The sequence below is a fragment of the Mycobacterium sp. NGS15 genome (assembly GCF_059813245.1).
Genome location: NZ_JCALEF010000004.1, coordinates 409,905 through 432,296, shown reverse-complemented (window position 1 = coordinate 432,296; position 22,392 = coordinate 409,905). Strand labels below are relative to the sequence as shown.

23 protein-coding genes are annotated in these 22,392 nt (G+C 63.6%); 13 read left to right on the top strand and 10 right to left on the bottom strand.

Annotation, left to right across the window (positions count from 1 at the left end; translation table 11 throughout):
- Position 1: 1 nt before the first annotated feature.
- Together AC5Y5C_RS13230 and AC5Y5C_RS13225 are read right to left on the bottom strand one after the other, a co-directional pair.
- Entirely contained in the window at positions 2-358 is a 357-nt protein-coding gene (locus AC5Y5C_RS13230) for an ArsR/SmtB family transcription factor (protein ID WP_499972704.1), read from the bottom strand.
- Between the two features lie 66 nt (positions 359-424).
- Complete coding sequence (locus AC5Y5C_RS13225; protein WP_499973209.1) at positions 425-1,129, bottom strand: hypothetical protein; 705 nt, start codon at positions 1,127-1,129, stop codon at positions 425-427.
- Positions 1,130-1,214: 85 nt separating this feature from the next.
- Here AC5Y5C_RS13225 and AC5Y5C_RS13220 point away from each other — a divergent pair, with 85 nt between their 5' ends.
- From AC5Y5C_RS13220 to AC5Y5C_RS13195, 6 genes are all read left to right on the top strand, one after another.
- A complete protein-coding gene (locus AC5Y5C_RS13220; protein ID WP_499972702.1) occupies positions 1,215-2,849 on the top strand; it encodes an acyl-CoA dehydrogenase family protein in 1,635 nt (544 codons plus the stop codon).
- Between the two features lie 5 nt (positions 2,850-2,854).
- Positions 2,855-3,760, top strand: a complete 906-nt coding sequence (locus AC5Y5C_RS13215) for a crotonase/enoyl-CoA hydratase family protein (RefSeq protein WP_499972700.1) — start codon at positions 2,855-2,857, stop codon at positions 3,758-3,760.
- 35 nt (positions 3,761-3,795) lie between these two features.
- On the top strand, positions 3,796-4,539 hold the full coding sequence (locus AC5Y5C_RS13210; protein ID WP_499973207.1) for a PaaX family transcriptional regulator C-terminal domain-containing protein: 744 nt from the start codon (positions 3,796-3,798) through the stop codon (positions 4,537-4,539).
- Entirely contained in the window at positions 4,539-5,315 is a 777-nt protein-coding gene (locus AC5Y5C_RS13205; RefSeq protein ID WP_499973204.1) for a crotonase/enoyl-CoA hydratase family protein, read from the top strand. The genes AC5Y5C_RS13210 and AC5Y5C_RS13205 overlap by 1 nt, the downstream gene beginning before the upstream one ends.
- A gap of 66 nt (positions 5,316-5,381) precedes the next feature.
- Positions 5,382-5,948 carry a DUF3558 family protein gene (locus AC5Y5C_RS13200; RefSeq protein WP_499972697.1) on the top strand — a complete coding sequence of 189 codons (567 nt, stop codon included), beginning with the start codon at positions 5,382-5,384 and terminating at the stop codon, positions 5,946-5,948.
- A complete protein-coding gene (locus AC5Y5C_RS13195) occupies positions 5,945-6,490 on the top strand; it encodes a DUF3558 domain-containing protein (RefSeq protein WP_499972694.1) in 546 nt (181 codons plus the stop codon). The genes AC5Y5C_RS13200 and AC5Y5C_RS13195 overlap by 4 nt, the downstream gene beginning before the upstream one ends.
- Before the next feature lie 18 nt (positions 6,491-6,508).
- Here the strand turns inward: AC5Y5C_RS13195 and AC5Y5C_RS13190 are convergent, their stop codons facing one another.
- Together AC5Y5C_RS13190 and AC5Y5C_RS13185 are read right to left on the bottom strand one after the other, a co-directional pair.
- On the bottom strand, positions 6,509-6,961 hold the full coding sequence (locus AC5Y5C_RS13190) for a DUF3060 domain-containing protein (RefSeq protein WP_499972692.1): 453 nt from the start codon (positions 6,959-6,961) through the stop codon (positions 6,509-6,511).
- Between the two features lie 39 nt (positions 6,962-7,000).
- Positions 7,001-7,381 carry a DUF3060 domain-containing protein gene (locus AC5Y5C_RS13185; protein WP_499973202.1) on the bottom strand — a complete coding sequence of 127 codons (381 nt, stop codon included), beginning with the start codon at positions 7,379-7,381 and terminating at the stop codon, positions 7,001-7,003.
- A 208-nt stretch (positions 7,382-7,589) separates the two neighbouring features.
- Between AC5Y5C_RS13185 and AC5Y5C_RS13180 the strand changes: the two genes are divergently transcribed.
- From AC5Y5C_RS13180 to tuf, 5 genes are all read left to right on the top strand, one after another.
- Positions 7,590-8,198 (top strand): TetR/AcrR family transcriptional regulator, encoded by a 609-nt coding sequence (locus AC5Y5C_RS13180; RefSeq protein WP_499972690.1) that lies wholly within the window; start codon positions 7,590-7,592, stop codon positions 8,196-8,198.
- A gap of 404 nt (positions 8,199-8,602) precedes the next feature.
- Entirely contained in the window at positions 8,603-8,977 is a 375-nt protein-coding gene (gene rpsL / locus AC5Y5C_RS13175; protein ID WP_003929602.1) for a 30S ribosomal protein S12, read from the top strand.
- Positions 8,977-9,447, top strand: coding sequence for a 30S ribosomal protein S7 (gene rpsG, locus AC5Y5C_RS13170; protein ID WP_070938491.1), 471 nt, complete (start codon positions 8,977-8,979; stop codon positions 9,445-9,447). Before rpsL ends, rpsG begins: the two co-directional genes overlap by 1 nt.
- A 77-nt stretch (positions 9,448-9,524) precedes the next feature.
- The gene (gene fusA, locus AC5Y5C_RS13165) at positions 9,525-11,630 is read left to right on the top strand and encodes an elongation factor G (RefSeq protein ID WP_499972687.1); all 2,106 of its coding nucleotides are present in this window, start codon (positions 9,525-9,527) and stop codon (positions 11,628-11,630) included.
- Between the two features lie 111 nt (positions 11,631-11,741).
- Positions 11,742-12,935 carry an elongation factor Tu gene (gene tuf / locus AC5Y5C_RS13160; protein ID WP_078288431.1) on the top strand — a complete coding sequence of 398 codons (1,194 nt, stop codon included), beginning with the start codon at positions 11,742-11,744 and terminating at the stop codon, positions 12,933-12,935.
- Positions 12,936-13,070: 135 nt separating this feature from the next.
- Here the strand turns inward: tuf and AC5Y5C_RS13155 are convergent, their stop codons facing one another.
- The gene (locus AC5Y5C_RS13155; protein ID WP_499972684.1) at positions 13,071-14,420 is read right to left on the bottom strand and encodes an oxygenase MpaB family protein; all 1,350 of its coding nucleotides are present in this window, start codon (positions 14,418-14,420) and stop codon (positions 13,071-13,073) included.
- A 97-nt stretch (positions 14,421-14,517) separates the two neighbouring features.
- On the bottom strand, positions 14,518-15,900 hold the full coding sequence (locus AC5Y5C_RS13150; RefSeq protein WP_499972682.1) for an oxygenase MpaB family protein: 1,383 nt from the start codon (positions 15,898-15,900) through the stop codon (positions 14,518-14,520).
- Positions 15,901-16,012: 112 nt separating this feature from the next.
- On the opposite strand from AC5Y5C_RS13150, the gene AC5Y5C_RS13145 reads away from it, so the two are divergent.
- Together AC5Y5C_RS13145 and AC5Y5C_RS13140 are read left to right on the top strand one after the other, a co-directional pair.
- Entirely contained in the window at positions 16,013-16,813 is an 801-nt protein-coding gene (locus tag AC5Y5C_RS13145; protein ID WP_499972681.1) for a hypothetical protein, read from the top strand.
- 91 nt (positions 16,814-16,904) lie between these two features.
- Positions 16,905-17,738, top strand: a complete 834-nt coding sequence (locus AC5Y5C_RS13140) for a mycofactocin-coupled SDR family oxidoreductase (RefSeq protein WP_499972679.1) — start codon at positions 16,905-16,907, stop codon at positions 17,736-17,738.
- Here the strand turns inward: AC5Y5C_RS13140 and AC5Y5C_RS13135 are convergent.
- The 4 genes from AC5Y5C_RS13135 to ddaH are packed head-to-tail and all read right to left on the bottom strand — an operon-like array spanning position 17,735 to position 22,301.
- The gene (locus AC5Y5C_RS13135; RefSeq protein ID WP_499972677.1) at positions 17,735-18,616 is read right to left on the bottom strand and encodes a universal stress protein; all 882 of its coding nucleotides are present in this window, start codon (positions 18,614-18,616) and stop codon (positions 17,735-17,737) included. The genes AC5Y5C_RS13140 and AC5Y5C_RS13135 overlap by 4 nt on opposite strands.
- A gap of 49 nt (positions 18,617-18,665) precedes the next feature.
- Positions 18,666-20,141, bottom strand: a complete 1,476-nt coding sequence (locus AC5Y5C_RS13130) for an APC family permease (RefSeq protein ID WP_499972676.1) — start codon at positions 20,139-20,141, stop codon at positions 18,666-18,668.
- A gap of 25 nt (positions 20,142-20,166) precedes the next feature.
- Positions 20,167-21,387 carry an ornithine--oxo-acid transaminase gene (gene rocD / locus AC5Y5C_RS13125; RefSeq protein WP_499972674.1) on the bottom strand — a complete coding sequence of 407 codons (1,221 nt, stop codon included), beginning with the start codon at positions 21,385-21,387 and terminating at the stop codon, positions 20,167-20,169.
- A 56-nt stretch (positions 21,388-21,443) separates the two neighbouring features.
- Positions 21,444-22,301 carry a dimethylargininase gene (ddaH, locus tag AC5Y5C_RS13120; RefSeq protein ID WP_499972673.1) on the bottom strand — a complete coding sequence of 286 codons (858 nt, stop codon included), beginning with the start codon at positions 22,299-22,301 and terminating at the stop codon, positions 21,444-21,446.
- Between the last annotated feature and the right edge of the window lie 91 nt (positions 22,302-22,392).

The following is a 22,392-nucleotide window of genomic DNA, read 5'->3' as shown; positions in this document are numbered from 1 at the left end:
TTCAGTCCTTCCGTGGTGGTTTGAGCGTCGGTGTGTCGAATGCAATGAGTTCATCGATGCGGGCGATCCTGCCGCGCCAGAACTGCTCCAGTTCGGTGAGCATGGCGCCCACCGAGCGAACCGCGTCCACATCGCCGCTGGCCAGCTGCTCGCGACCGTTACGCCGTTTTGTCAGCAGTCCGGCCCTTTCCAGCACGACGACGTGCTTTTGCACTGCGGCGAAACTCATGTCGTAGTTCGCCGCAAGCATTGAGACCGAGTGCTCACCGGCCAGCACTCGCCGCAGGATGTCGCGCCGGGTGCGGTCGGAGAGGGCATGGAACATGGCGTCGGCCCTGTCCTCATCCGTGGCGGTCACGCACTCCAATGTACAACCATTTGGTTGTATGTCAACGCCGGGCAACCGTCGGAATGACGAGGATTGTCACCCAAATGGACTACTCACGTCGTATCTACTGGTGGCGACGGTGTCGATATTGGTATGAGCACCAAAGGCTTTCACGCTCTCCAACATGGCCATCGCGCGTTGGCCCAGCTGCTGTTGATCCAGGGCGCCGTACCAGGCCAACGGGTCGGTGAGGGCCGAGGCGGGAAACTGTTCGAGGACGACGGCCGAGATGGCGGGAGCGTCATCGGTAACGGCGCGGACCACCAGGTTCTGCTCGTAGCCGATGCTCGATTGCAGGTCGAGCGCGTTCTGGGTGTGCACGCCCTGCCACTGCTGTCGCCACGCCACGAAGGGCATGTCGGCGGGCCTGCGCAGCAGCGCGATGTTAGTGAAACCCGTTGACCGTGTGCCGGGTTCGGACTCGGGAGGGGGCAGCGGCACCGACTCCGTGACGAGATATCCGTGCACATGGTCCGAGACGGCGGCGAGAATCGTCTCGATCTCCCGTATCGCGGGGCCATGCGACTGCTGAACCCACACGCTGACTGTGGCGGCCAATGGCGGGTCCAGGGTCATCAGGCGCAGCCTGGCGGTACGCACTGCGGCGTCATGCACGCACACGGTCAGACCGTGCACACCTGCTGCCCGGATCTTGTCGACGACGGCCGTGCGCAGCTGCGCGGACCACTCGTCTGTGGCGGCATCGGACGGTTGGCGCAGCACGAAGACGACCTTCTCCACGCTCTCTTTGTAGCGCAGGTGCGGCTTACCGAAGGCCATGTGAACAGATCTTGTGCGGTTGTCGCGTAAATGTAACACTGAATGTATGGCCGATACGCATGTCGTCACCAATCAGGTCCCTCCGCTGCACGACTACAATGCCGCGACCAGTCCGGTGCTGATGGAAGCCCTCGTCCGCGAAGGCGGCCAGTGGGGCGTCGACGAGGTTGTCGAGGTCGGCGCGCTCAACGGCACCGAGCGCATGCAACGCGCCGGGGAGCTGGCGAACCGGCACCGTCCCGTGCTGCACACCCACGACCGCTGGGGGCATCGCGTTGACGAAATCGAGTTCGACCCGGCCTATCACGGGCTCATGCGCGAGGCTGTTGCTCACGGGCTGCATGGTGCGCCGTGGGCCGATGAGCGCCCGGGCGCCCATGTCGTCCGCGCCGCGAAGACCGGCGTGTGGACCGCCGATCCCGGCCACATGTGTCCCATTTCGATGACCTACGCGGTGATACCGGCACTGCGTGCCAACCCCGAGCTGGCCGCGATTTACGAGCCACTGCTGTCCAGCCGTGTGTATGACCCGGTGCTTGCGGTGCCGGCCACCAAGGCGGGGCTGACGGCGGGTATGTCGATGACGGAGAAGCAGGGCGGCTCGGATGTGCGCGCGGGCACCACCACCGCCACGCCGAACGCAGATGGCAGCTACACGTTGGTGGGGCACAAGTGGTTCACCTCGGCGCCGATGTGCGATGTGTTTCTGGTACTCGCGCAAACGCCTGGCGGCCTGTCGTGCTTCTTCTTGCCGCGCGTACTGCCGGACGGCACCCGTAACCGGATGCGGCTGCAGCGTTTGAAGGACAAGCTCGGTAACCATTCCAACGCGTCCTCGGAGGTCGAGTACGACGAGGCCACGGCATGGCTGGTCGGCGAGGAGGGAAAGGGCGTCAAGACCATCATCGAGATGGTGAACATGACGCGGCTGGACTGCACGCTCGGATCGGCCACCAGCATGCGGACGGGCGTGGCGCTGGCCATGCATCATGCTCAGCACCGCAAGGCCTTCGGCGATTACCTCATCGATCAGCCGCTCATGCGCAATGTGCTCGCGGACCTCGCGATCGAGGCGGAGGCCGCCACCATGGTGGCGATGCGGATGGCGGGTGCCACGGATCGTGCCACTCGTGGAGACGAAACCGAATCCTTGCTGCGTCGTATCGGGCTGGCCGCCAGCAAGTATTGGGTGTGCAAGCGTGCCACTCCGCATGCGGGCGAAGCCATGGAGTGTCTGGGTGGCAACGGGTACGTCGAGGATTCGGGTCTGCCACGTCTCTACCGTGAGGCGCCCCTGATGGGGATCTGGGAGGGGTCGGGGAACGTCAGCGCCTTGGACACGCTGCGCGCCATGGCCACCAAGCCCGAGTGTGTCGAGGTGCTGTTCAAGGAGCTTGCTCTTGCCCAGGGGCAGGACGAGCGTCTGGACCGCCATGTCAACGGATTGCATTCGCAGCTCAGTGATCTGGACTCGGTCACCTACCGTGCCCGCAAGGTCGCCGAGGACATCTGCCTCGCCTTGCAAGGAGCGCTGCTGGTCCGTCACGGGCATCCCGCGGTCGCACAGGCATTCCTGGCCACTCGATTGGCCGGAGATTGGGGTGGCGCATTCGGCACGCTACCCACGGGACTGGACCTGTCGCCGATTCTGGAGCGGGCGACCGTCAAGTCGGGTAGCTAACGGCTATGGACACCTTGAAGACGATGACCTATGAGGTCACCGATCGCATCGCGCGCATCACCTTCAACCGGCCTGAGCAAGGCAACGCCATCATCGCGGAGACTCCGCTGGAGCTCGCAGCCCTCGTGGAGCGTGCCGACCTGGATCCGCAGGTTCACGTCATCCTGGTATCGGGCCGGGGCGATGGATTCTGCGGAGGCTTCGACCTCAGTGCCTACGCCGAGGCGAACGACGAAGGCTCGGCGCAGTATTCGGGTACGGCACTGGACGGACAGGTACAACTGCGCAACCACCTGCCGAACATCAACTGGGACCCCATGCTCGACTATCAGATGATGAGCCGGTTCACCCGTGGCTTCTCGTCGTTGCTGCATGCCAACAAGCCAACCGTGGTGAAGGCGCATGGGTATTGCGTGGCCGGTGGCACCGACATCGCCCTGCATGCCGACCAGTTGATCGTTGCTGCTGATGCCAAGATCGGATACCCGCCAACTCGGGTGTGGGGTGTGCCGGCCACCGGGCTGTGGGCGCACAAGCTTGGCGATCAGCGCGCGAAACGTCTTCTGCTGACGGGAGATTGCCTCTCGGGTAAACAAGCCTACGAGTGGGGACTAGCGGTCGAGGCGCCGGAGCCCGATGACCTGGACGAGCGCACCGAGCGGCTGGTGGCGCGCATCGCGGCGATGCCGCTGAACCAGTTGATGATGGTCAAGCTCGCGTGCAACTCGGTGCTCATCAATCAAGGAATCGCCAACAGCGCCATGGTGGGAACCGTCTTCGACGGTATCTCCCGACATACTGCGGAGGCCCACAAGTTCACGGCCGATGCCATTCAGAACGGCTACCGGCAGGCGGTCCGGCATCGCGATGAGCCCTACGGCGATTACGGTCGCAGGCCCACCGATCTGTAGCGATGGCTGACTCTCTTCGCGCAAGCGGCTCATCGATGGACAACCCGGTCGATCATCACCCGATGACCGCTCGCTCGGTCATCCTGAGCCTGCTACTGGGCGCACACCCCGCCGAGCTGTCGGTGCGGGAAATTCGGGCCCTGACTACGTTGTTCGGAATCAGCGACACCACGGTACGGGTGGCGCTCACCCGGATGGTCTCCGCGGGAGATCTTGCCAGAACCGAATCGGGATACCGGCTTGCCCAGCGTCTGCAGGCCCGTCAGCTTCGACAGGACGAGGCCTGTGATCCACATCGACGTTCCTGGGACGGCAATTGGGCGCAGCTGGTGATCACGAGCGTGGGTCGCGACGCGCGCGACCGCAATGATCTGCGAACTGCATTGCGGCAAAGGCGTTTCGGGGAACTGCGTGAGGGCGTGTGGCTGCGTCCGGACAATCTGGAGTTCGACCTGCCGCCGTCGGTCGCCGACCATGTCTGGGTCCTGCGTACCCGAACCGGGGATCCCGAGGCCCTGGCCGCCCAGCTGTGGGACCTGCCGGGGTGGTCTCTGTATGCGACGGCCCTGCTGCAGTGGTGGGATCAGGCCGAGGCGATTCCGGCGCGATTTGTGTTGGCCGCCGCGATGGTGCGGCATCTGCTGGCCGACCCCGTGCTGCCGGACGAGTTATTGCCCAAGGATTGGCCTGCCGACGAAATACGTTCCCGCTACCGGGAATTCAAGGATGAATTGGTGAAACTGCGCGACAACGCTGAGATGGAGGAGGCCTCCTTGTGATCGAGCCGAAGAGTGAGAACCCTGTTCGTGTCGAGAAGACAGGTCCGGTGACGACGGTCATTCTCAACCGGCCTCATGCCCGGAACGCCGTCGACGGCCCGACCGCCGCGGCGCTGCTTGCAGCCTTCACCGAATTCGAGGCGGACCCCGAGGCGTCCGTAGCGGTGCTGTGGGGCGACAACGGAACATTCTGTGCGGGAGCGGATCTCAAGGCTATGGGATCTGGCCGGGGAAATGAACTACACCCGCATGGCCCCGGCCCGATGGGCCCATCGCGGCTGCGGCTGTCGAAACCGGTGATCGCGGCGATATCGGGGCATGCGGTGGCGGGGGGTATCGAGCTCGCGTTGTGGTGCGATCTTCGGGTGGTCGAGGAGGACGCGGTACTGGGTGTGTTCTGCCGGCGCTGGGGTGTGCCGCTCATCGACGGCGGGACGATCAGGTTGCCACGGTTGATCGGGCACTCGCGCGCCATGGACCTCGTCCTCACCGGACGTCCCGTCGCGGCGCGTGAGGCGCTGGATATCGGGCTCGCGAATCGGGTGGTTCCTCGCGGGCAGGCTCGTGCGGCAGCGGAGACTCTTGCCGCGGAGATCGCCGCATTCCCGCAACAATGCGTGCGGGCAGACCGCGATTCAGCCATCGCGCAGTGGGGGATGGCCGAGGAAGCGGCGTTGGACAACGAATTTGGCAGCATCGAGCGGGTTGCGGCCGAAGCGCTGGAGGGTGCGGGCCGGTTCGCCGCGGGTGCGGGTCGCCACGGCGCCGGTGTCTGATACACCGGCTTCGGTGGTGCCGACACACTCGGGACATAGGGGAGACCTGCGGGATGCGGACGTACTGTGGACACCGTGAGTGTGCGGATTGTTCCGGTATCGGCCCTGGTGGTTGTCGCCGTGGTGCTGGCCGGATGCTCGCCCCGGTCCTCTTCCGGTGGTGACGACGACGGTAGCGGATCGCCCGACGTGCAGGTGACCACGGTGCCCGAGGTGAACAACGGGCCCGGCAAGGGTTTCAAACTCGGCGACTGCGGCGGCATGACTGACGCGGAAGTCACTGCGGCGGTGGGCAATCCTGCGCTCAAGCGTGATGTGGACAGCCTGCTGGGCTGCCGGTGGTCCACCGGCCCGGGAAGTGGAGACACATCGCTGTCGCTGTACTGGTACCGGGGCAGCTCGGCGCAGAAAGAGGCATCAGTCGCGCGAAACCTCGGGCATACGGTCGAGACGGTCACCACCAAGTCCTATCCCGGTTATCGCGTCAGCAATGTCGGGCTGTGTGAGCTGTCCGCGGGATCGGGGCCGGACTTCCTGCATTGGTCCCTGCAATCGGGGAACGTCAAGAACGACCCGTGCAAGGCCGTCGAGACCCTGATGGACTCGCTGCTCGGCAAGGTAGGCAAGCAATGAAAAGGATTGTCGGTGCGCTTGCCGCTGCGGCGCTACTTCTCGTAGGAACGACCGGGTGTGCGCGCACCGTCGATGGCGCTGCTGTCGTTCCGGGCGAGACGCTGCACTCCAGCGAGCGGGGCGAGAACGACAAGCTGGACCCGTACGGCTTCGCCAACGGCCAGTGTGGTCCGCTCGATGAGAAGACGATTGTCGAGACCGTCAAGGCCGCTCAGATCTACCAGAATTTCTTTGGGGCGCTGTGCTATTGGGTCGCTGCCGATGATGCGGGAAACCTCATCGATCTCCTGTACGCGTACTACGAGGGTGGTGATGTCGACCGCGATCGCAAGTCAGCAGACGGGATGGGTCAGAAGACCGCTGACATTACGATCAACGGCCGCAAGGGATTCACCAGCACCGGACCCGGCGGCTCGGGATGTGGGGTGACCGTTCCGGCGGGGACGGGTTCCTTGACCTGGTGGGTTCAGTACCGCAAGGGCGGTGACAGCTGCGCCGCGGCCCGTCAGCTGGTCGAACACATCGTGCAGACGGTGCTCTAAAAGGGCTCTTGGGAACGGTTAGGAAGCCTTCGCGATCGTGTTGTTGCTGCCGTAGTTGTTGACTTTGGGCTCGCCTGCCTTGTAAGTGAGCTTGTTGCCATAGCCGGTGACCGTCACCTCGGTCTTCAGCTCATCGAAGGCAATGGTGTTCGAGAAGCCCGACACGGTGACCTTCTCGCAGGCACCGGTGACGGTGAGTGTGTTGTTGGCGCCCGTGATGTTCAGGCGCTTGCCCTCTTGGCACGCGGCGGTCGTGGTCTGGCCGAAGTATCCGATCACGGTCTCGTCCCCGACGTCGACCTTGGCGGAGGTCGGCGTGGAGGAGCTGGGTGGGGCCGACGTCGACGGGGGAGTCCAGGTGCCGGGTGTTGGGTTGCTCGAACCGGGCTTGATGACGCCGCATCCCGCAAGTCCGACGGTGGTGACGGCGAGGGCAAGGACTGTCGCGGGGGCGACACGGTTGCGGGGCATGGTGTCGATTATCCCGAGATTTGGGGTGGCGGGAGGGGATCAGCCGGGAACGCGGTCGATGAAATTCATCATGCCCAACTCGCGGCCGCGATCGATGACCGCCGGCTCGCCGGACTTATAGAGCACCTTCTGGTTAAAGCCGTACACCGTGATGTCGTTGACGACGTTGTCGGCGATGATCGTGTTGGACGAGCCCTGTACTGAGATCGCATAGCAGCTGCCGAGAGCGGTGATGACGTTCTGCGATCCGTTCACAAAGACCGTGGAGTCGCCGCAATCGATGGTGGTCACGAGCCCGTACTGGGTGATGTGGGTGTCGCCGTTCTTCGCCAGGCGAATGTTGTCCGCGAGGCTCGAGCGGGCCGTGGGTGAGCTCATCAGTGTGACGATCGCGCCGGTCACCAGGACGGCGACCAGCAGTCGCTGCCCAGCGGAAACTAGAACGTGTGTCATTTCAGCGTCCAGATCACTCGATGAGAATAAGCCACGGCGCGCCACGACAGGATCGATAGGCGGACAAACGCAAAGGTGGTGGTGGGGAGAGATAGGGTCATATCAGGCCATCTGCGTAGGAGGCCGCACCAGATAGCACCGAACTAGAACGACTCACCCCCGAAGGCGGCCAGACGTGACGACCGAGCCCGCAACCGCGCACCGCAGAAATCCTGCGCGGGCAACGCGGCTCAACCGCGACACCGTTGTCAACGCCGCACTGTCGTTTCTCGACCGGGCCGGCTGGGACGCGCTGACCATCAACGCGTTGGCCGTCGAGTTGGGTACGAAGGGGCCATCGCTCTACAACCATGTGGATAGCCTCGATGATCTGCGCCACGAGGTGCGCGACCGCGTGCTGGTCGAGATTGTCGGCATGCTGCACACCGTGAGCTCGGGCCGTACCAGCGAGGACGCAATCCTGGCCATGGCCGGCGCGTACCGCAGCTACGCGCACCACCATCCGGGCAGATATGCCGCCCTGACCCGGATGCCGTTTTTGGACGACGTGAACCGTCCGACTATCGACGCACGCGAATTGGCCAAACCCGCGACCGAGGCCATCGGTGTCTACGGGCTTGACGAGGACACGGCCTTTCATGCGGGCGTTGAGATGTGGGCCGCGATGCACGGGTTCGTCATGCTGGAGATGACGGGCTTCATGGCGGGCATCGAGATGGATCCCGACATCGCATTTACGGAGATGGTGCACCGCTTTGCGTCGGGTCTGGCCGAGCGGCGATGAGCGCTCGGCGCGAAGAGCAGACCGCACCGATGAGCGCTCGGCGCGAAGAGCGGGCCGCTCAGTCCGGCATGTTGCCCGCGCAGTGGTGAGTCGCCGATGACCTGCGCTTTGTCGCTGGTAGGCGAGTTTGTCTCACCGTGATCAGCCCTGGTATGGTAGGGCGCTGTGCCTGGCCAATGGCCACCGCTGAGGTACTCGGTGGGGGTCAGATAGGGCGCCAGGTCAATTCGCATGCCCAGAGGGTGAAGGAGTTTTCTTCGCGTCCGCGGTGTGTGCGACACGCCCGGCCTCGGGATACCGATATGGGCGAGAACTGCAGGACAACAGGGCCTTTTGACGGGCTCGCGACGCTAGAGCCCACGTACGTAGTTAGACGTAGCTAGAGAGAAACAGAAAGCCGGTACATGCCAACCATCAACCAGCTGGTCCGTAAGGGTCGCCGGGACAAGATCGCTAAGGTGAAGACTGCGGCCCTGAAGGGCAGCCCGCAACGCCGTGGCGTCTGCACCCGCGTCTACACCACCACCCCGAAGAAGCCGAACTCGGCGCTGCGGAAGGTGGCCCGTGTGCGGCTGACCAGCGCGGTGGAGGTCACTGCCTACATCCCGGGTGAGGGTCACAACCTGCAGGAGCACTCGATGGTGCTCGTGCGCGGTGGTCGTGTGAAGGACCTCCCCGGTGTGCGCTACAAGATCATCCGCGGCTCGCTGGACACCCAGGGAGTCAAGAACCGCAAGCAGGCTCGCAGCCGCTACGGCGCCAAGAAGGAGAAGAGCTAATGCCACGCAAGGGACCCGCGCCGTCGCGCCCCCTGGTCAACGACCCGGTTTACAGCTCGCAGCTGGTGACCCAGCTGGTCAACAAGGTGCTGCTCGATGGCAAGAAGTCCATCGCCGAGCGCATCGTGTACGGCGCACTGGAGCAGGCCCGCGACAAGACTGGCACCGATCCGGTCGTCACCCTCAAGCGCGCCATGGACAACGTCAAGCCTGCCCTTGAGGTGCGCAGCCGCCGTGTCGGTGGCGCCACTTACCAGGTGCCGGTCGAGGTCCGTCCCGATCGCTCCACCACCCTGGCCCTGCGCTGGTTGGTGAGCTTCTCGCGGGCACGTCGCGAAAAGACCATGATTGAGCGTCTGGCGAACGAGATCCTGGATGCCAGCAATGGTCTGGGTGCTTCGGTGAAGCGTCGCGAGGATGTTCACAAGATGGCCGAGGCCAACCGGGCGTTCGCGCACTACCGCTGGTGATCTGACGGGCCTCACTTCACGGCGAGGCCCGCCCAGTTCGTCCATCCCCCATCCGAAGCGAAAGAGCGGAAACTTCTGTGGCACAGGAAGTGCTGACCGACCTGAACAAGGTCCGCAACTTCGGCATCATGGCGCACATCGATGCCGGCAAGACCACCACGACCGAGCGCATCCTCTTCTACACCGGTATCACGTACAAGATCGGTGAGGTCCACGACGGCGCAGCCACCATGGACTGGATGGAGCAGGAGCAGGAGCGCGGCATCACCATCACGTCCGCCGCGACGACCGCGTACTGGAAAGAAAACCAGCTCAACATCATTGACACCCCGGGACACGTCGACTTCACCGTTGAGGTGGAGCGCAACCTGCGTGTGCTCGACGGTGCCGTGGCGGTGTTCGATGGCAAAGAGGGCGTGGAGCCGCAGTCCGAGCAGGTGTGGCGTCAGGCCGACCGCTACGACGTGCCGCGTATCTGTTTCGTCAACAAGATGGACAAGCTGGGCGCCGACTTCTACTACACGGTGAAGACCATCGAGGACCGCCTCGGTGCGCGTGCGCTGCCCATTCAGCTGCCGATCGGTGCCGAGAACGACTTCGAGGGCATCATCGACCTGGTCGAGATGAACGCCAAGGTGTGGCGTGGCGAGACCAAGCTCGGCGAGCAGTACGAGGTTGTCGAGATTCCGGCCGAGCTGGCCGAGAAGGCCGACGAGTACCGCGCGAAGCTCCTCGAAGCCGTCGCTGAAACCGATGAGGTGCTGCTGGAGAAGTACTTTGGCGGCGAAGAGCTGACCATCGACGAGATCAAGGGTGCGATCCGCAAGCTGGTGATCAGTTCCGAGGCTTACCCGGTGCTGTGCGGCAGTGCGTTCAAGAACAAGGGCGTGCAGCCCATGCTCGACGCCGTCATCGACTACCTGCCGTCGCCGCTGGATGTCGAGTCGGTCACCGGCCACGTCCCCGGCAAGGAGGACGAGCTGATTCAGCGCAGGCCGTCTACCGACGAGCCGTTCAGCGCGCTGGCATTCAAGGTCGCCACCCACCCGTTCTTCGGCAAGCTGATCTACATCCGCGTGTACTCGGGCAAGGTCGATTCCGGCACCCAGGTGGTCAACTCCACCAAGGGCAAGAAGGAGCGTCTGGGCAAGCTGTTCCAGATGCACTCCAACAAGGAGAACCCGGTGGACTCGGCGAGTGCCGGCCACATCTACGCCGCGATCGGTCTCAAGGACACCACCACCGGTGACACTCTCTGCGACCCGAGCAACCAGATCGTGCTGGAGTCCATGACCTTCCCGGATCCGGTGATCCAGGTGGCCATCGAGCCCAAGACCAAGAGCGATCAGGAAAAGCTGGGCACCGCGATCCAGAAGCTCGCCGAGGAAGACCCGACCTTCAAGGTCAAGCAGGACGACGAGACCGGCCAGACCATCATCGGTGGCATGGGCGAGCTGCACCTGGACATCCTGGTGGACCGCATGCGCCGCGAATTCAAGGTCGAGGCGAATGTCGGGAAGCCACAGGTGGCCTACCGCGAGACCATCCGCCGCGCGGTGGAGAAGGTCGAGTTCACCCACAAGAAGCAGACGGGTGGCTCGGGCCAGTTCGCGAAGGTGATCATCTCCGTCGAACCGCTGGTGGATGCCGAGGACGGCGCCACCTACGAGTTCGCGAACAAGGTCACCGGTGGTCGCGTTCCGCGCGAGTACATCCCGTCGGTGGATGCCGGTGCGCAGGACGCGATGCAGTACGGCATCCTGGCCGGCTATCCGCTGGTGAACGTCAAGGTGACGCTGCTCGACGGCGCGTACCACGACGTTGACTCGTCGGAAATGGCCTTCAAGATCGCGGGTTCCCAGGCATTCAAAAAGGCTGCCGGACAAGCACAGCCGGTCATCCTGGAGCCCATCATGGCTGTCGAGGTCACCACACCCGAGGACTACATGGGTGACGTGATCGGCGACCTGAACTCCCGCCGTGGCCAGATCCAGGCTATGGAGGAGCGCAGCGGTGCACGTGTCGTCAAGGCACAGGTTCCGCTGTCGGAGATGTTCGGCTACGTCGGCGACCTACGGTCGAAGACCCAGGGCCGGGCTAACTACTCCATGGTGTTCGACTCGTACGCTGAAGTTCCGGCCAACGTGTCGAAGGAGATCATCGCGAAGGCGACTGGGGAGTAGCGAAAGCTCACAACCCATTCGGACTTGCGCGAGTGAGTCCGCTAGGCAAAATGAAAACCCTTGTCTCTGAGAAAGTCTCAGAGACAACAGAAAGTCCAGGAGGACACAACAGTGGCGAAGGCGAAGTTCGAGCGGACGAAGCCGCACGTCAACATCGGGACCATCGGTCACGTTGACCACGGCAAGACCACTCTCACTGCGGCAATCACCAAGGTGCTGCACGACAAGTACCCCACTCTGAACGAAGCATCTGCCTTCGACCAGATCGACAATGCTCCCGAAGAGAAGGCTCGTGGTATCACGATCAACATCTCTCACGTGGAGTACCAGACCGAGAAGCGTCACTACGCGCACGTCGACGCCCCCGGCCACGCCGACTACATCAAGAACATGATCACCGGTGCCGCCCAGATGGACGGTGCGATCCTGGTAGTCGCCGCGACCGACGGCCCGATGCCGCAGACGCGTGAGCACGTGCTGCTCGCCCGTCAGGTGGGTGTGCCTTACATCCTCGTCGCGCTGAACAAGTCCGACATGGTGGACGACGAGGAGCTCCTTGAGCTCGTCGAGCTGGAGGTCCGGGAGCTGCTGAGCAGCCAGGACTTCGACGGTGACAACGCTCCCGTGGTTCGCGTCTCGGCGCTCAAGGCGCTCGAGGGCGACGCCGAGTGGGCCAAGACCGTTGGCGATCTGATGGACGCTGTTGACGAGTCGATCCCGGACCCGGTTCGCGAGACCGACAAGCCGTTCCTGATGCCCGTTGAGGACGTGTTCACCATCACCGGTCGTGGCACCGTGGTGACCGGCCGCGTCGAGCGTGGCGTGATCAACGTGAACGAGGACGTCGAGATCGTCGGCATCAAGGACACCGTCACCAAGACGACCGTCACCGGTGTCGAGATGTTCCGCAAGCTGCTCGATCAGGGCCAGGCCGGCGACAACGTTGGTCTGCTGGTTCGCGGTGTGAAGCGTGAGGATGTCGAGCGTGGCCAGGTTGTGGTCAAGCCCGGCACCACCACCCCGCACACCGAGTTCGACGGCAGCGTCTACATCCTGTCCAAGGACGAGGGCGGCCGTCACACGCCGTTCTTCAACAACTACCGCCCGCAGTTCTACTTCCGTACCACGGACGTGACCGGTGTGGTGACACTGCCCGAGGGCACCGAGATGGTTATGCCCGGTGACAACACCGACATCTCCGTCAAGCTGATCCAGCCGGTGGCCATGGACGAGGGTCTGCGTTTCGCGATTCGTGAAGGTGGCCGTACCGTCGGCGCCGGCCGCGTGACCAAGATCCACAAGTGATCTAAAAGACGCCAAGAAAACGGCGCTCACCCTTCGGGGTGGGCGCCGTTTTCGTTGTGGCGGGAGCATCGAGTCTGCGACTCACGACGTTTTCCGGCCACTTTCCGTCGTGAGATGCAGACTCGGCGGCACTGATCAGCGGGCGAATGCGTGTCCGGAGGTGTTGTTGTCGTGCATCGTGTATGTCGAGGCCACCTTGGCGCGTTTCTCGATCAACTCGGACAAAAGATTGTTCACCGCACTGGGATTGGGGTTGAAGGCGTCCAGCCGGTGGCGCACCAGGCCGATACCGGGCAGCCGATCGAGAACCGCGGACGCGCTGGCGTTGACCGTGGCCGCCCTGCCGAACAGCCAGCCCGAGAGACGATGGTTGACGCCTTCGAAGGTTGTGCCCTGGAAGAATTCGTCCATCGCCGCCGGTCCCATCAGCATGGAGCCGGGTCCGGCGAGCACCTCGGCGAAGAGGCGCCGGACGGGTCCGGTGCGCGCGCCCGACATGCCCGTGGCCAGTGCTTCGATCAGCTCGACGCGCCAGCGTGACGCATCACCGGAGCGGGCCAGCAGGTAGTCGAGATTGCGCATGGCATCGATACCGGTCCGCGGCAACAGGTCTTCGGTGACGCCGAACATCAGCGCCCAGCGCAGCAAGTAGTGCCACACATCGTCGATTTCCCGGAGCGTGCAAGATCTTCCGAGGCGGTAGTCGACGAGGAGTGCCCCGAGCATGGCCTCGATGAATCCACACATGGAGGCGTTGGAAATGGGAGCACCGTACTGGGCGAAATTGTCTTCGCCCCACGCACTCCGCAGACCCCGTCGGGCCAGTGAGTGCACCAATCGAACGCGCATGGTCAGCTTGATTTGTTCGGAGCCGGGCGCTAATCCGTCACGGTCGAAGATCATCGAGAAGAACCGATTCGTCTCAGCCAGCCGCTGGGCGCTCTGATAACGGAACCGGCCAGTGGCTCCGGTGGCTGCCGACACATCCGAGTTCATGACGGTGTCGAACACCGCGAAGGTGGCCATGACCGCGGTGGTCGCGGTCGTCACCTGGCGTGCCCGCAGTCGACCCCGTTCCGCCTTGGCCGGATCCCACCACTGCGGCACGCGGTAGGCATCGGCGAACAGTATCCGTAGCGCCTCGGGGGGATCGTCCAGGCTGTCGATGCCGTGCTCGACGGCCTGTTCGAACAATGCCCGGGCCTGAGCGGACCCGAGCTCGTGAAACAGCTCCACGACGGCGTCCATCGGCTCGTCGCCCTGCCACATGTGATCGTCGAACAGGCGAGTGGCTGGCGTGGGAGTTACCTCGTCCTCAACATCGAACCAAGGGTCGAACAAGTAATGCCGGCAGTGTCGCCAGATCCAGCCGAATTCATTCTTGCCCTGGGGAATCGGACGTAGCTCCATTCCCGGGCGGAAGTAGTAGTCGAACGGGTGCGGACCGTCTGACGGTGGTGCGTCGACCACGGTGAGCTCAGGCATCCGGCGCCTCCTGGAGTGTTGACGTCGACATCATTGACAACGTGCATTGTCAATATTAGGCCGCCCGGCGGCGGCTTACAAGTACTGACATTGCGACCTAGCGGGCGAAGGCATGCCCAGAAGTGTTGGTGTCGTGCATCGTGTACGTCGAGCTGACCTTGTTGAGCTTCTCGAGAATGCCGAACGCCGGATTCAGCACCGCGCTGGGGTTTGGCAGCAGGGTCCCGTAGACAATCCTGCGTGCCACCTGTGTGCCGGGTACTCGATCGCGGATCGCCGCCACGCGCGCGCTCACCGACATCGCGGCCTGCAGGGCCCGTCCGGGGAGCTGTCGGGGTAGCCGTTCATAGCTTGTGCCACGGACGAATTCATCCATTGCCTCGGGCCCCATGAGGACCCAGCCCGGCGCTCCTATGCCTGCCACGAACATCAGGTCGCTGAGTAACTTGCGCAGACGCGGCAGGGGTAGTGGGGCAATGACTGCCGAGGGCAGCGCCGAGAGGACTTCGACGAGTTCGACGCGCCAGCGTGAGGCATCACCGGAGCGCGCCAGCAGGTAGTCGAGATTGTGCATGGCGTCGGTCCCGGTTTTGGGACACAGTTCCTCGTTGATACCGAAAAGCAGTGCCCATCGCGTCATGTAGTGCCACGCGTCATCCAGCTCGGCGAGGGTGCAGGGCCGGCCGAACCGATGCTCAATGAGCATCTGCCCGAGTGATTCGGCTTCGATGAATCCGCACATCGATGAGTTGGAGATGGGCGCGCCAAAGTCGGAGAAGTTCTCCGCTCCCCACGCTGCGCGAAGCCCCTTGCGGGCCAACGAATGCACGAGGCGCACGCGCAGGGTCATCTGTATCTGTGGCGATCCGGGACGCATGGCATCACGGTCGCGCAGTGCAGCGAAAAAGCGCGCCGTCTCCAGGAGTCGTTGCTGGCCTTGGTCGCGGAACCGGCCGGAGGCGCCGGTGGTGGCCGACACGTCAGAGTTCATGACGGTGTCGAAGACTCCGAACGACGCCATCAGGAGCACGGTGGGTGCCGCCATCTGGTTCAAGCGGACTCTTCCCCGCTCCGCCTTGGCCGGGTCCCACCATTCCGGAACCCGATACGCATCCTCCAAGAGTGCACGCAGCTCATCGGGTGGGTCGTCCAGGGAATCGATGCCTTCGGTGATGGCCTGCTCGAACAACGGGCGGGCCCGCTGGGAGCCCATCCGGTCGAACATAGCCACCACGGCATCCATCAGCTCGTCGCCCTGCCACATGTGGTCATCGAACAGGCGAGTCAGCGGCGTCGGGGTGACTTCGTCTTCGACATCGAACCAGTTGTCGAACAATGTGTGTCGGCAGTAGCGCCAGATCCAACCGAAATCGTTCTTGCCCGCGGGAATTGGGCGTAGGTCCATACCTGGCCGGCGGTAGTAGTCGTACGGGTGGGGATCACGCGCTGACGAGTGATCGGTGGCGGTGAGCTTGGGCATGCGTATGCCTCCTGTCGGGCGATGCCGGCATCGTTGACAACATCTATTGCCAATATTAGGGGCTGGATAGATCCCGCACAAGATGCCGCACGGGTGGTGGATGATGAACGCCATGAACGTGGTCGCGCGCTTTCTGAAGACCCTGGCCTTCTCGCTGCTCTGCGGGATCGTCGGGCCGATATTCATCGTGATGTATTACGTGATCGACGAACCTGCGACGAGTTGGATGCTGTATAGCGGTGTCGGTATCACCATCGGGATCGTGGTGTTGGCATTCGTGTTGACACTGATATTCACCAGGACCGACGAGGCGCGCAAGTTATTGGAGGCCAACGGTATTCTCGCGCTTGCCGATGTGGTGGCGGCCGATGAGACCGGGATGCGGGTTAATGATCAGCCGGTGATCAAGCTGACGCTGCAGATACACGGCGACGGGATCAGTCCGTTCCGTGCCGAGACAAGAACGCGCGTGTCGGTGCTGCAGGTACCGGCCCTCTCGCGGGGCAAGCTCGTCGTGCTCGTCGCGCCAGGCACCGAGCAGTTTCAGATCGACTGGCAGCGCAGTGCTTTGCTCAACGGTCAGGTACCGGCCAAGTTCACCAGCTCGTCGCAGGGCCGCGAGTATGACCTCACCGGGCAGTCCGGCCCGCTCTTCGAGATCATGAAGGTTCTCAAGGCCAATGGAATCGGCACCGACGGCGTGGTGGACATCCGCTCGAATCCGGTTGTCCGACAACAGATCGATGCAATCCTGGCCAAGACGGAGGGAGCCGAGCAGGCACCCTCTGCCCACCCCACATCCACTGCTTCGGTGGCCGACCGACTTGCCGAGCTCGATCGGCTGAAGCTCGCATCCCTGGTATCCGAGACCGAGTACAACACCAAACGTGCGGAGATCCTCAGCGACCTCTAGGCGTGCTTCTTTCCCGCCCGCTGAGCGGTCCTCAATCTGGAACACGTTCTAGAACGGCTGCTAGCCTGGTGTCGATTGCAAAGGAGCAGACATGGCGGATCAGCCGGCCCATCAGACCTTGTCCGGAAAAGTGGCCTTCGTAACCGGTGCGGCTCGTGGCCAGGGACGCCAGCACGCCGTGCGGCTGGCCCAGGCCGGCGCGGACATTGTCGCGATCGACGTCTGTGCCCCCGTGTCGGAGTACGCGGGGTATGACGCCGCCACTCCCGAAGACCTCAAGGAGACCGCGCGGCTGGTCGAGGCCGCCGGGCGCAAGATCATCGCCGAGCAGGCAGATGTCCGCAACGGTGCAGCGCTGCAGAGCGTGGTTGAGGAGGCTGTCGCCCAGTTCGGGCACATCGACATCCTGATCGCCAATGCGGGAGTACTCAGCTGGGGCCGGTTGTGGGAGATGCCCGACCGGCAGTGGGAAGACATCATCGACACCAATCTCACCGGCACCTGGAAGACCGTGAAAGCTGTTGTACCGACAATGATTGCCGCCGGCAACGGTGGTTCGATCGTGATCGTGAGCTCGGTGTCCGGGCTCAAGGGCACCCCGGGTAACGGCGCCTACGTTGCCTCGAAATTCGGCCTGACGGGGCTCACCAAGTCGTTGACGATCGAACTTGCCGAATACGGGATCCGGGTCAACTCGATCCATCCGTATGGAGTGACCACGCCGATGATCACCGGTGACGCCATGATGAAGCTGCTGGCCGAGCACCCCAACTACCTGCCGAGTATTGCGCCAATGCCCTTGTCGCCCACCAAGATGCTCGAGCCTGACGAGATCTCCGATGTGGTGCTGTGGCTGGCGGGGGATGCGTCGGGCACATTGGCCGGCGCGCAGGTGCCGGTGGACAAGGGGCACCTGACGTATTAGCCCGGCATCACCACGACGGGCACCGGGCTGTGCCTGACGATCTTGGTTGCGCGGGATCCGAGGAAGACGCGGGCGACGGTGCTGTGCGGGCGACTGCCGAGAACCAGTAGCTCGCCGTCGAGCCATTCGGCGTTGTCCAGCGCGTCATCCCAGCTGTCGCCGGTGACGACCTTCAGCTCCACATCGGCTTCGAGAATCCCCTCGTGGCGCAGCGCGGCCAGAGCATCCTCGGACTGGGTGACCCAGCTGGCGAGGACCGCGTCCTCGGCCTCGGGGCCAACACCGGCGGTCAGCATCGTGCGTCCGCGCACCGCGAAGGTGACCACACGCAATGGCGCGTGCAGGCGCCGGGTCAGTCGAACCGCCTGTTGCACAACATCAACCGCGTCCTCGGTGCCGGGGTACCCGCAGGTGACCCGGCTGACCGTGCCGGCCTTCGAGCCGCGATAGCCGCGGGGGCTGATGGCCAGCGGGACGGGGGAGGAGTGCAACAGCCGGTCACCGGTTGAGCCCAGCACCACCTGTCCGAGACTTCCTTCCGAGGCGGAGCCAACGACGAGCACGTCCGCATCGGATGCCTCGACGGCTTCCAACAGCCCGCCGGACACCGACCGATGCGCCACGTTGTGGAACGTGACATCTATTCCAGCGCTGATCTTTTCGAGATATGCGGCGGCTTCGGACTTCGAATCTTCGGATAGCTTCTGTGCCCATTGGGCGTACTCGGCGTCGATCTTGGCTTTCGACAGAGTGGTCCAGGGCTTGGGCACCACCGTGGTGACAGTCAGCGAGGTTTCCAGGACGCGGGCAGATTCGACAGCCAGGTGCAGGGCGCCCTTGCCGCCCTTGCCCGAGAGATATCCGACGACGACGGTCATATCTGACGCTCTTCCCGCAAGCTGGGGGTACGACCCACTCGTGGGCGCCTCATCGCACCGGCTCCTCAATCAATTCGGCTGGTTCGCTGGGAAGGTCGTTCAGCGCGCTGTGATGCCGGCCCCACACCAGGTAGAACGCCAGCACCACGACAACCCAGGATCCGAATGCGATCCAGGTGATCCAGGGCAGGCTGAACAGAATGTAGCCGCAGGCGATGACCGACAGGACCGGTGTCACCGGGTAGCCGGGGACACGAAAGGCGCGCGGTAGCTCGGGCTCTCGCACCCGCAGAATGATGACGCCGATCGATACCACGATGAATGCCGTGAGCGTGCCGATCGACACCATGTTCGCGAGGCTGTTCAAGGGCACAAAGGCGGCCATGAGGCCCACGACGATTGCCACGATGATCGTGTTATTCACCGGCGTCAGCGTGCGGGGGTTGACTTGGGCGAAGACCGATGGCAGCAGACCGTCGCGGCCGATGGCGAACAGAATGCGGGTCTGGCCATACATCGACACCAGGGTGATCGAGAAGATGGAAATAACCGCGCCCAACGCGAGGAACGTACTGGCAGAGGTGCTTCCGGTGACCTTATCCAGAATCAGGGCCAGGCCCGCGGACTGTCCCTCGAACTCCCTCCACGGCTGTGCACCCAGCGCGGCAAGGGCAACCACGAGGTAGAAGGCGGTGACAATCAGGAGCGCGGCGATGAGCGCGCGAGGCATGGTCCGTTGCGGGTCCTTCACTTCCTCGCCCGCGGTGGACACGGTGTCCAAGCCGACATAGGTGAAGAAGATCGTCCCCGCCGCGGCGCCGATGCCGCTGACACCGAACGGTGCGAAGTCGGAGAAGTTGCCCGCCTGGAACGCGGTAAACGCGATGATCGCGAACACGGTCAGCACGGCGAGTTTGAGCAGCACCATGACCGTGTTCACCAGTGCGGACTCACTTGTCCCGCGGATGAGAAGGATTGCGCACATGACGATTAGGACCACCGCGGGCAGGTTGAGCCAGGCATGCGGCATCCCGGGGTCGGCGTTATCCCACGGGGCGGCGCTGATCGCATGCGGCAGATGGGTTCCGAAGACGTTGACTAAAAGCTTGTCGAGATACTGGCTCCAGCCCACCGCTACCGCGGCCGCTGACACGCCGTACTCCAGCAGCAGGCAGGCGGCCACCACCATCGCTGCCAGCTCGCCCAAGGTGGTGTACGCGTAGGAGAACGAAGAGCCCGATACCGGTACCGCGGAGGCCAATTCGGCGTAACAGAGCGCGGCGAGTCCCGCGGCGAGTCCCGCGACCAGGAACGAGACCATTACCGCGGGGCCCGCCTTGGGCACGGATTCGGCCAAGATGAAGAAGATGCCGGTGCCTACCGTGGCGCCGACGCCAATCATGGTGAGCTGGAACATCCCCATCGACTGCCTCAGATGCCCGCCGGCGCCGTGCGCGGTGGGCGCCCCGGACGTGGGACGGCGCCGCAGCAGCTGTTGGGCAAGGCTGGGTGACGAGGGTGCCATAGTGCCTCCTGTGGCCGGACGAAACCTACCGGCTTTTGGCCAGCGCATCAACGAACTGGTCTATTGCCCAATCGATTTCGTCCTCGGTGATGACAAGGGGTGGTGCAAACCGGAGAGTCGCGCCATGCGTGTCCTTCACTAAGACGCCACACTCTGCCATGCGCAGACTGATTTGTCTTCCGGTTGCCAGATTCGGATCGACGTCGACCCCGGCCCACAACCCCAGTGAACGCACCTCGGTGACGCCGTGGCCGATCAGCGCGTCGAGACGCCTTCGCAGGTGCCCGCCTAGGACGGTTGCCCGGCGCTGGAACTCACCGCGCTCCAGGATTGCCACGACGGTAGAACCGATGGCCGTGGCCAACGGATTTCCGCCGAAGGTGGAGCCGTGCTCGCCGGGATGGAGCACGCCGAGCACATCGGTATCGGCAACCACAGCGGAGACCGGGACCACGCCACCGCCGAGCGCCTTGCCCAGCAGGTACACGTCCGGGACCACGTTCCAGTGGTCGCACGCAAACATCGTGCCGGTGCGCGCCAGCCCGGCCTGGATCTCGTCGGCGATGAACAGGACATTGTTCTCGGTGCACATTGCACGAACCGCTGGCAGATAGTCGTCGGGCGGGATGACGATGCCGGCCTCGCCCTGAATGGGTTCGAGGAGGACCGCGACGGTGTTGTCGTCGATCGCCCGCGCCAGGGCGGCGATATCGCCGAACGGGACGACGCGGAACCCGGGGGTGAACGGGCCGAACCCGCCGCGCGCCGTCTGGTCGGAGGAAAAGCTCACGATGCTGATGGTTCGACCGTGGAAATTGTTGTGTGCCACCACGATATTGGCCTGTCCCGCGGACACTCCCTTGACATCGGCGCCCCACTTGCGGGCGACTTTGATGCCGCTCTCCACGGCCTCGGCGCCGGTATTCATCGGCAGCACCATGCCCTTGCCGCACAGGCGGGCGAGATCGCGGCAGAACCTGCCGAGACGATCGGAATGAAACGCTCGGCTTACCAGGGTCACCATGTCGAGCTGTGCGTGCGCCGTCGCGAGGATCTCGGGGTTCCCGTGGCCGAAGTTCACCGCCGAGTAGGCAGCCAGGCAGTCCAGATATCGCTTGCCGTCCACGTCTTCGATCCAGGCGCCCTCGGCGCGGTGAGCGACAACCGGTAACGGCGCATAGTTGTGTGCACCGTACTGTTCGGCCAGCTCGATGTACTCGGAACTCTTGTATGAATGGGGTGTCATACCGGGCGCCTGTTCCGGCAGTGCGTGACGTTCTTCGCCCACGTGGCCCATCGCGGTCACGAGTGCAGCTCCAGTGTGCAGCATTTCACCGATCCGCCGCCCTTGAGCAGTTCGGAAAGGTCGATGCCGACCGGTTCGAATCCGGCGTCACGGAGCTGTTCGGCGAATCCGGTCGCCGCCGCCGGCAGCATGACGTGGCGACCATCGGAGACCGCATTCATCCCGAGCACGTAGGCGTCGTCGGAAGTCGCGATGATCGCGTTGGGGTACATGAACCGCAGCTTGGCCTGCGAGGCCTCGCTGAACGCCTGCGGGTAGTACGCCACGGTTTGCGGATCCAGCACTGCCAGCGCGGTGTCCAGGTGATAGAACCGTGGATCGACGAGTTCGAGCGTCACGGTAGGAATATCGAGCATCCGTGAGACCTCGACGTGCGACCTGATATCGGTCCGAAAACCCGTGCCTGCCAACATAATATCGCCAGCCAGGAGGAAGTCGCCCTGTCCCTCGTTGGTGTAGCGAGAATGCATGGGGCGCAGTCCATGTACACGCATCCATTCGGCATGTGCGGCGGATTCACCCGCGCGCTCGGCGTGCGTGAATCGTGCGACAACAGCTTTGCCCCGTAACACGATTCCGCCATTGGCCGCGTAGACCATGTCCGGCAAGCCTGCGACGGCGGGCAAGATGTCCACTGTGTGGCCGAGGCGTTCGTAGGTGGCGCGCAACGCATCCCATTGAGCGAGCGCCAGTGCCGGGTCGACGGGATTGGATACGTCCATCCAGGGGTTGATCGCGTATTCGACGGTGTAATAGGTCGGCGCCACCATCACGTAGTGACGCGTCGTCGGTGTTCTGTCTGATTGCTGGGTCGGGGAGCCGGCCGGGTGTCCACCCTCGTGCACAACGGTCATGTGGTGAGCGTATGAGAGGCGATTATCGCAATCAATCTCCATACGTTGTCTAGTCAAGTGCGGTCTATTGCGTCTACATCGCTAATTTGGC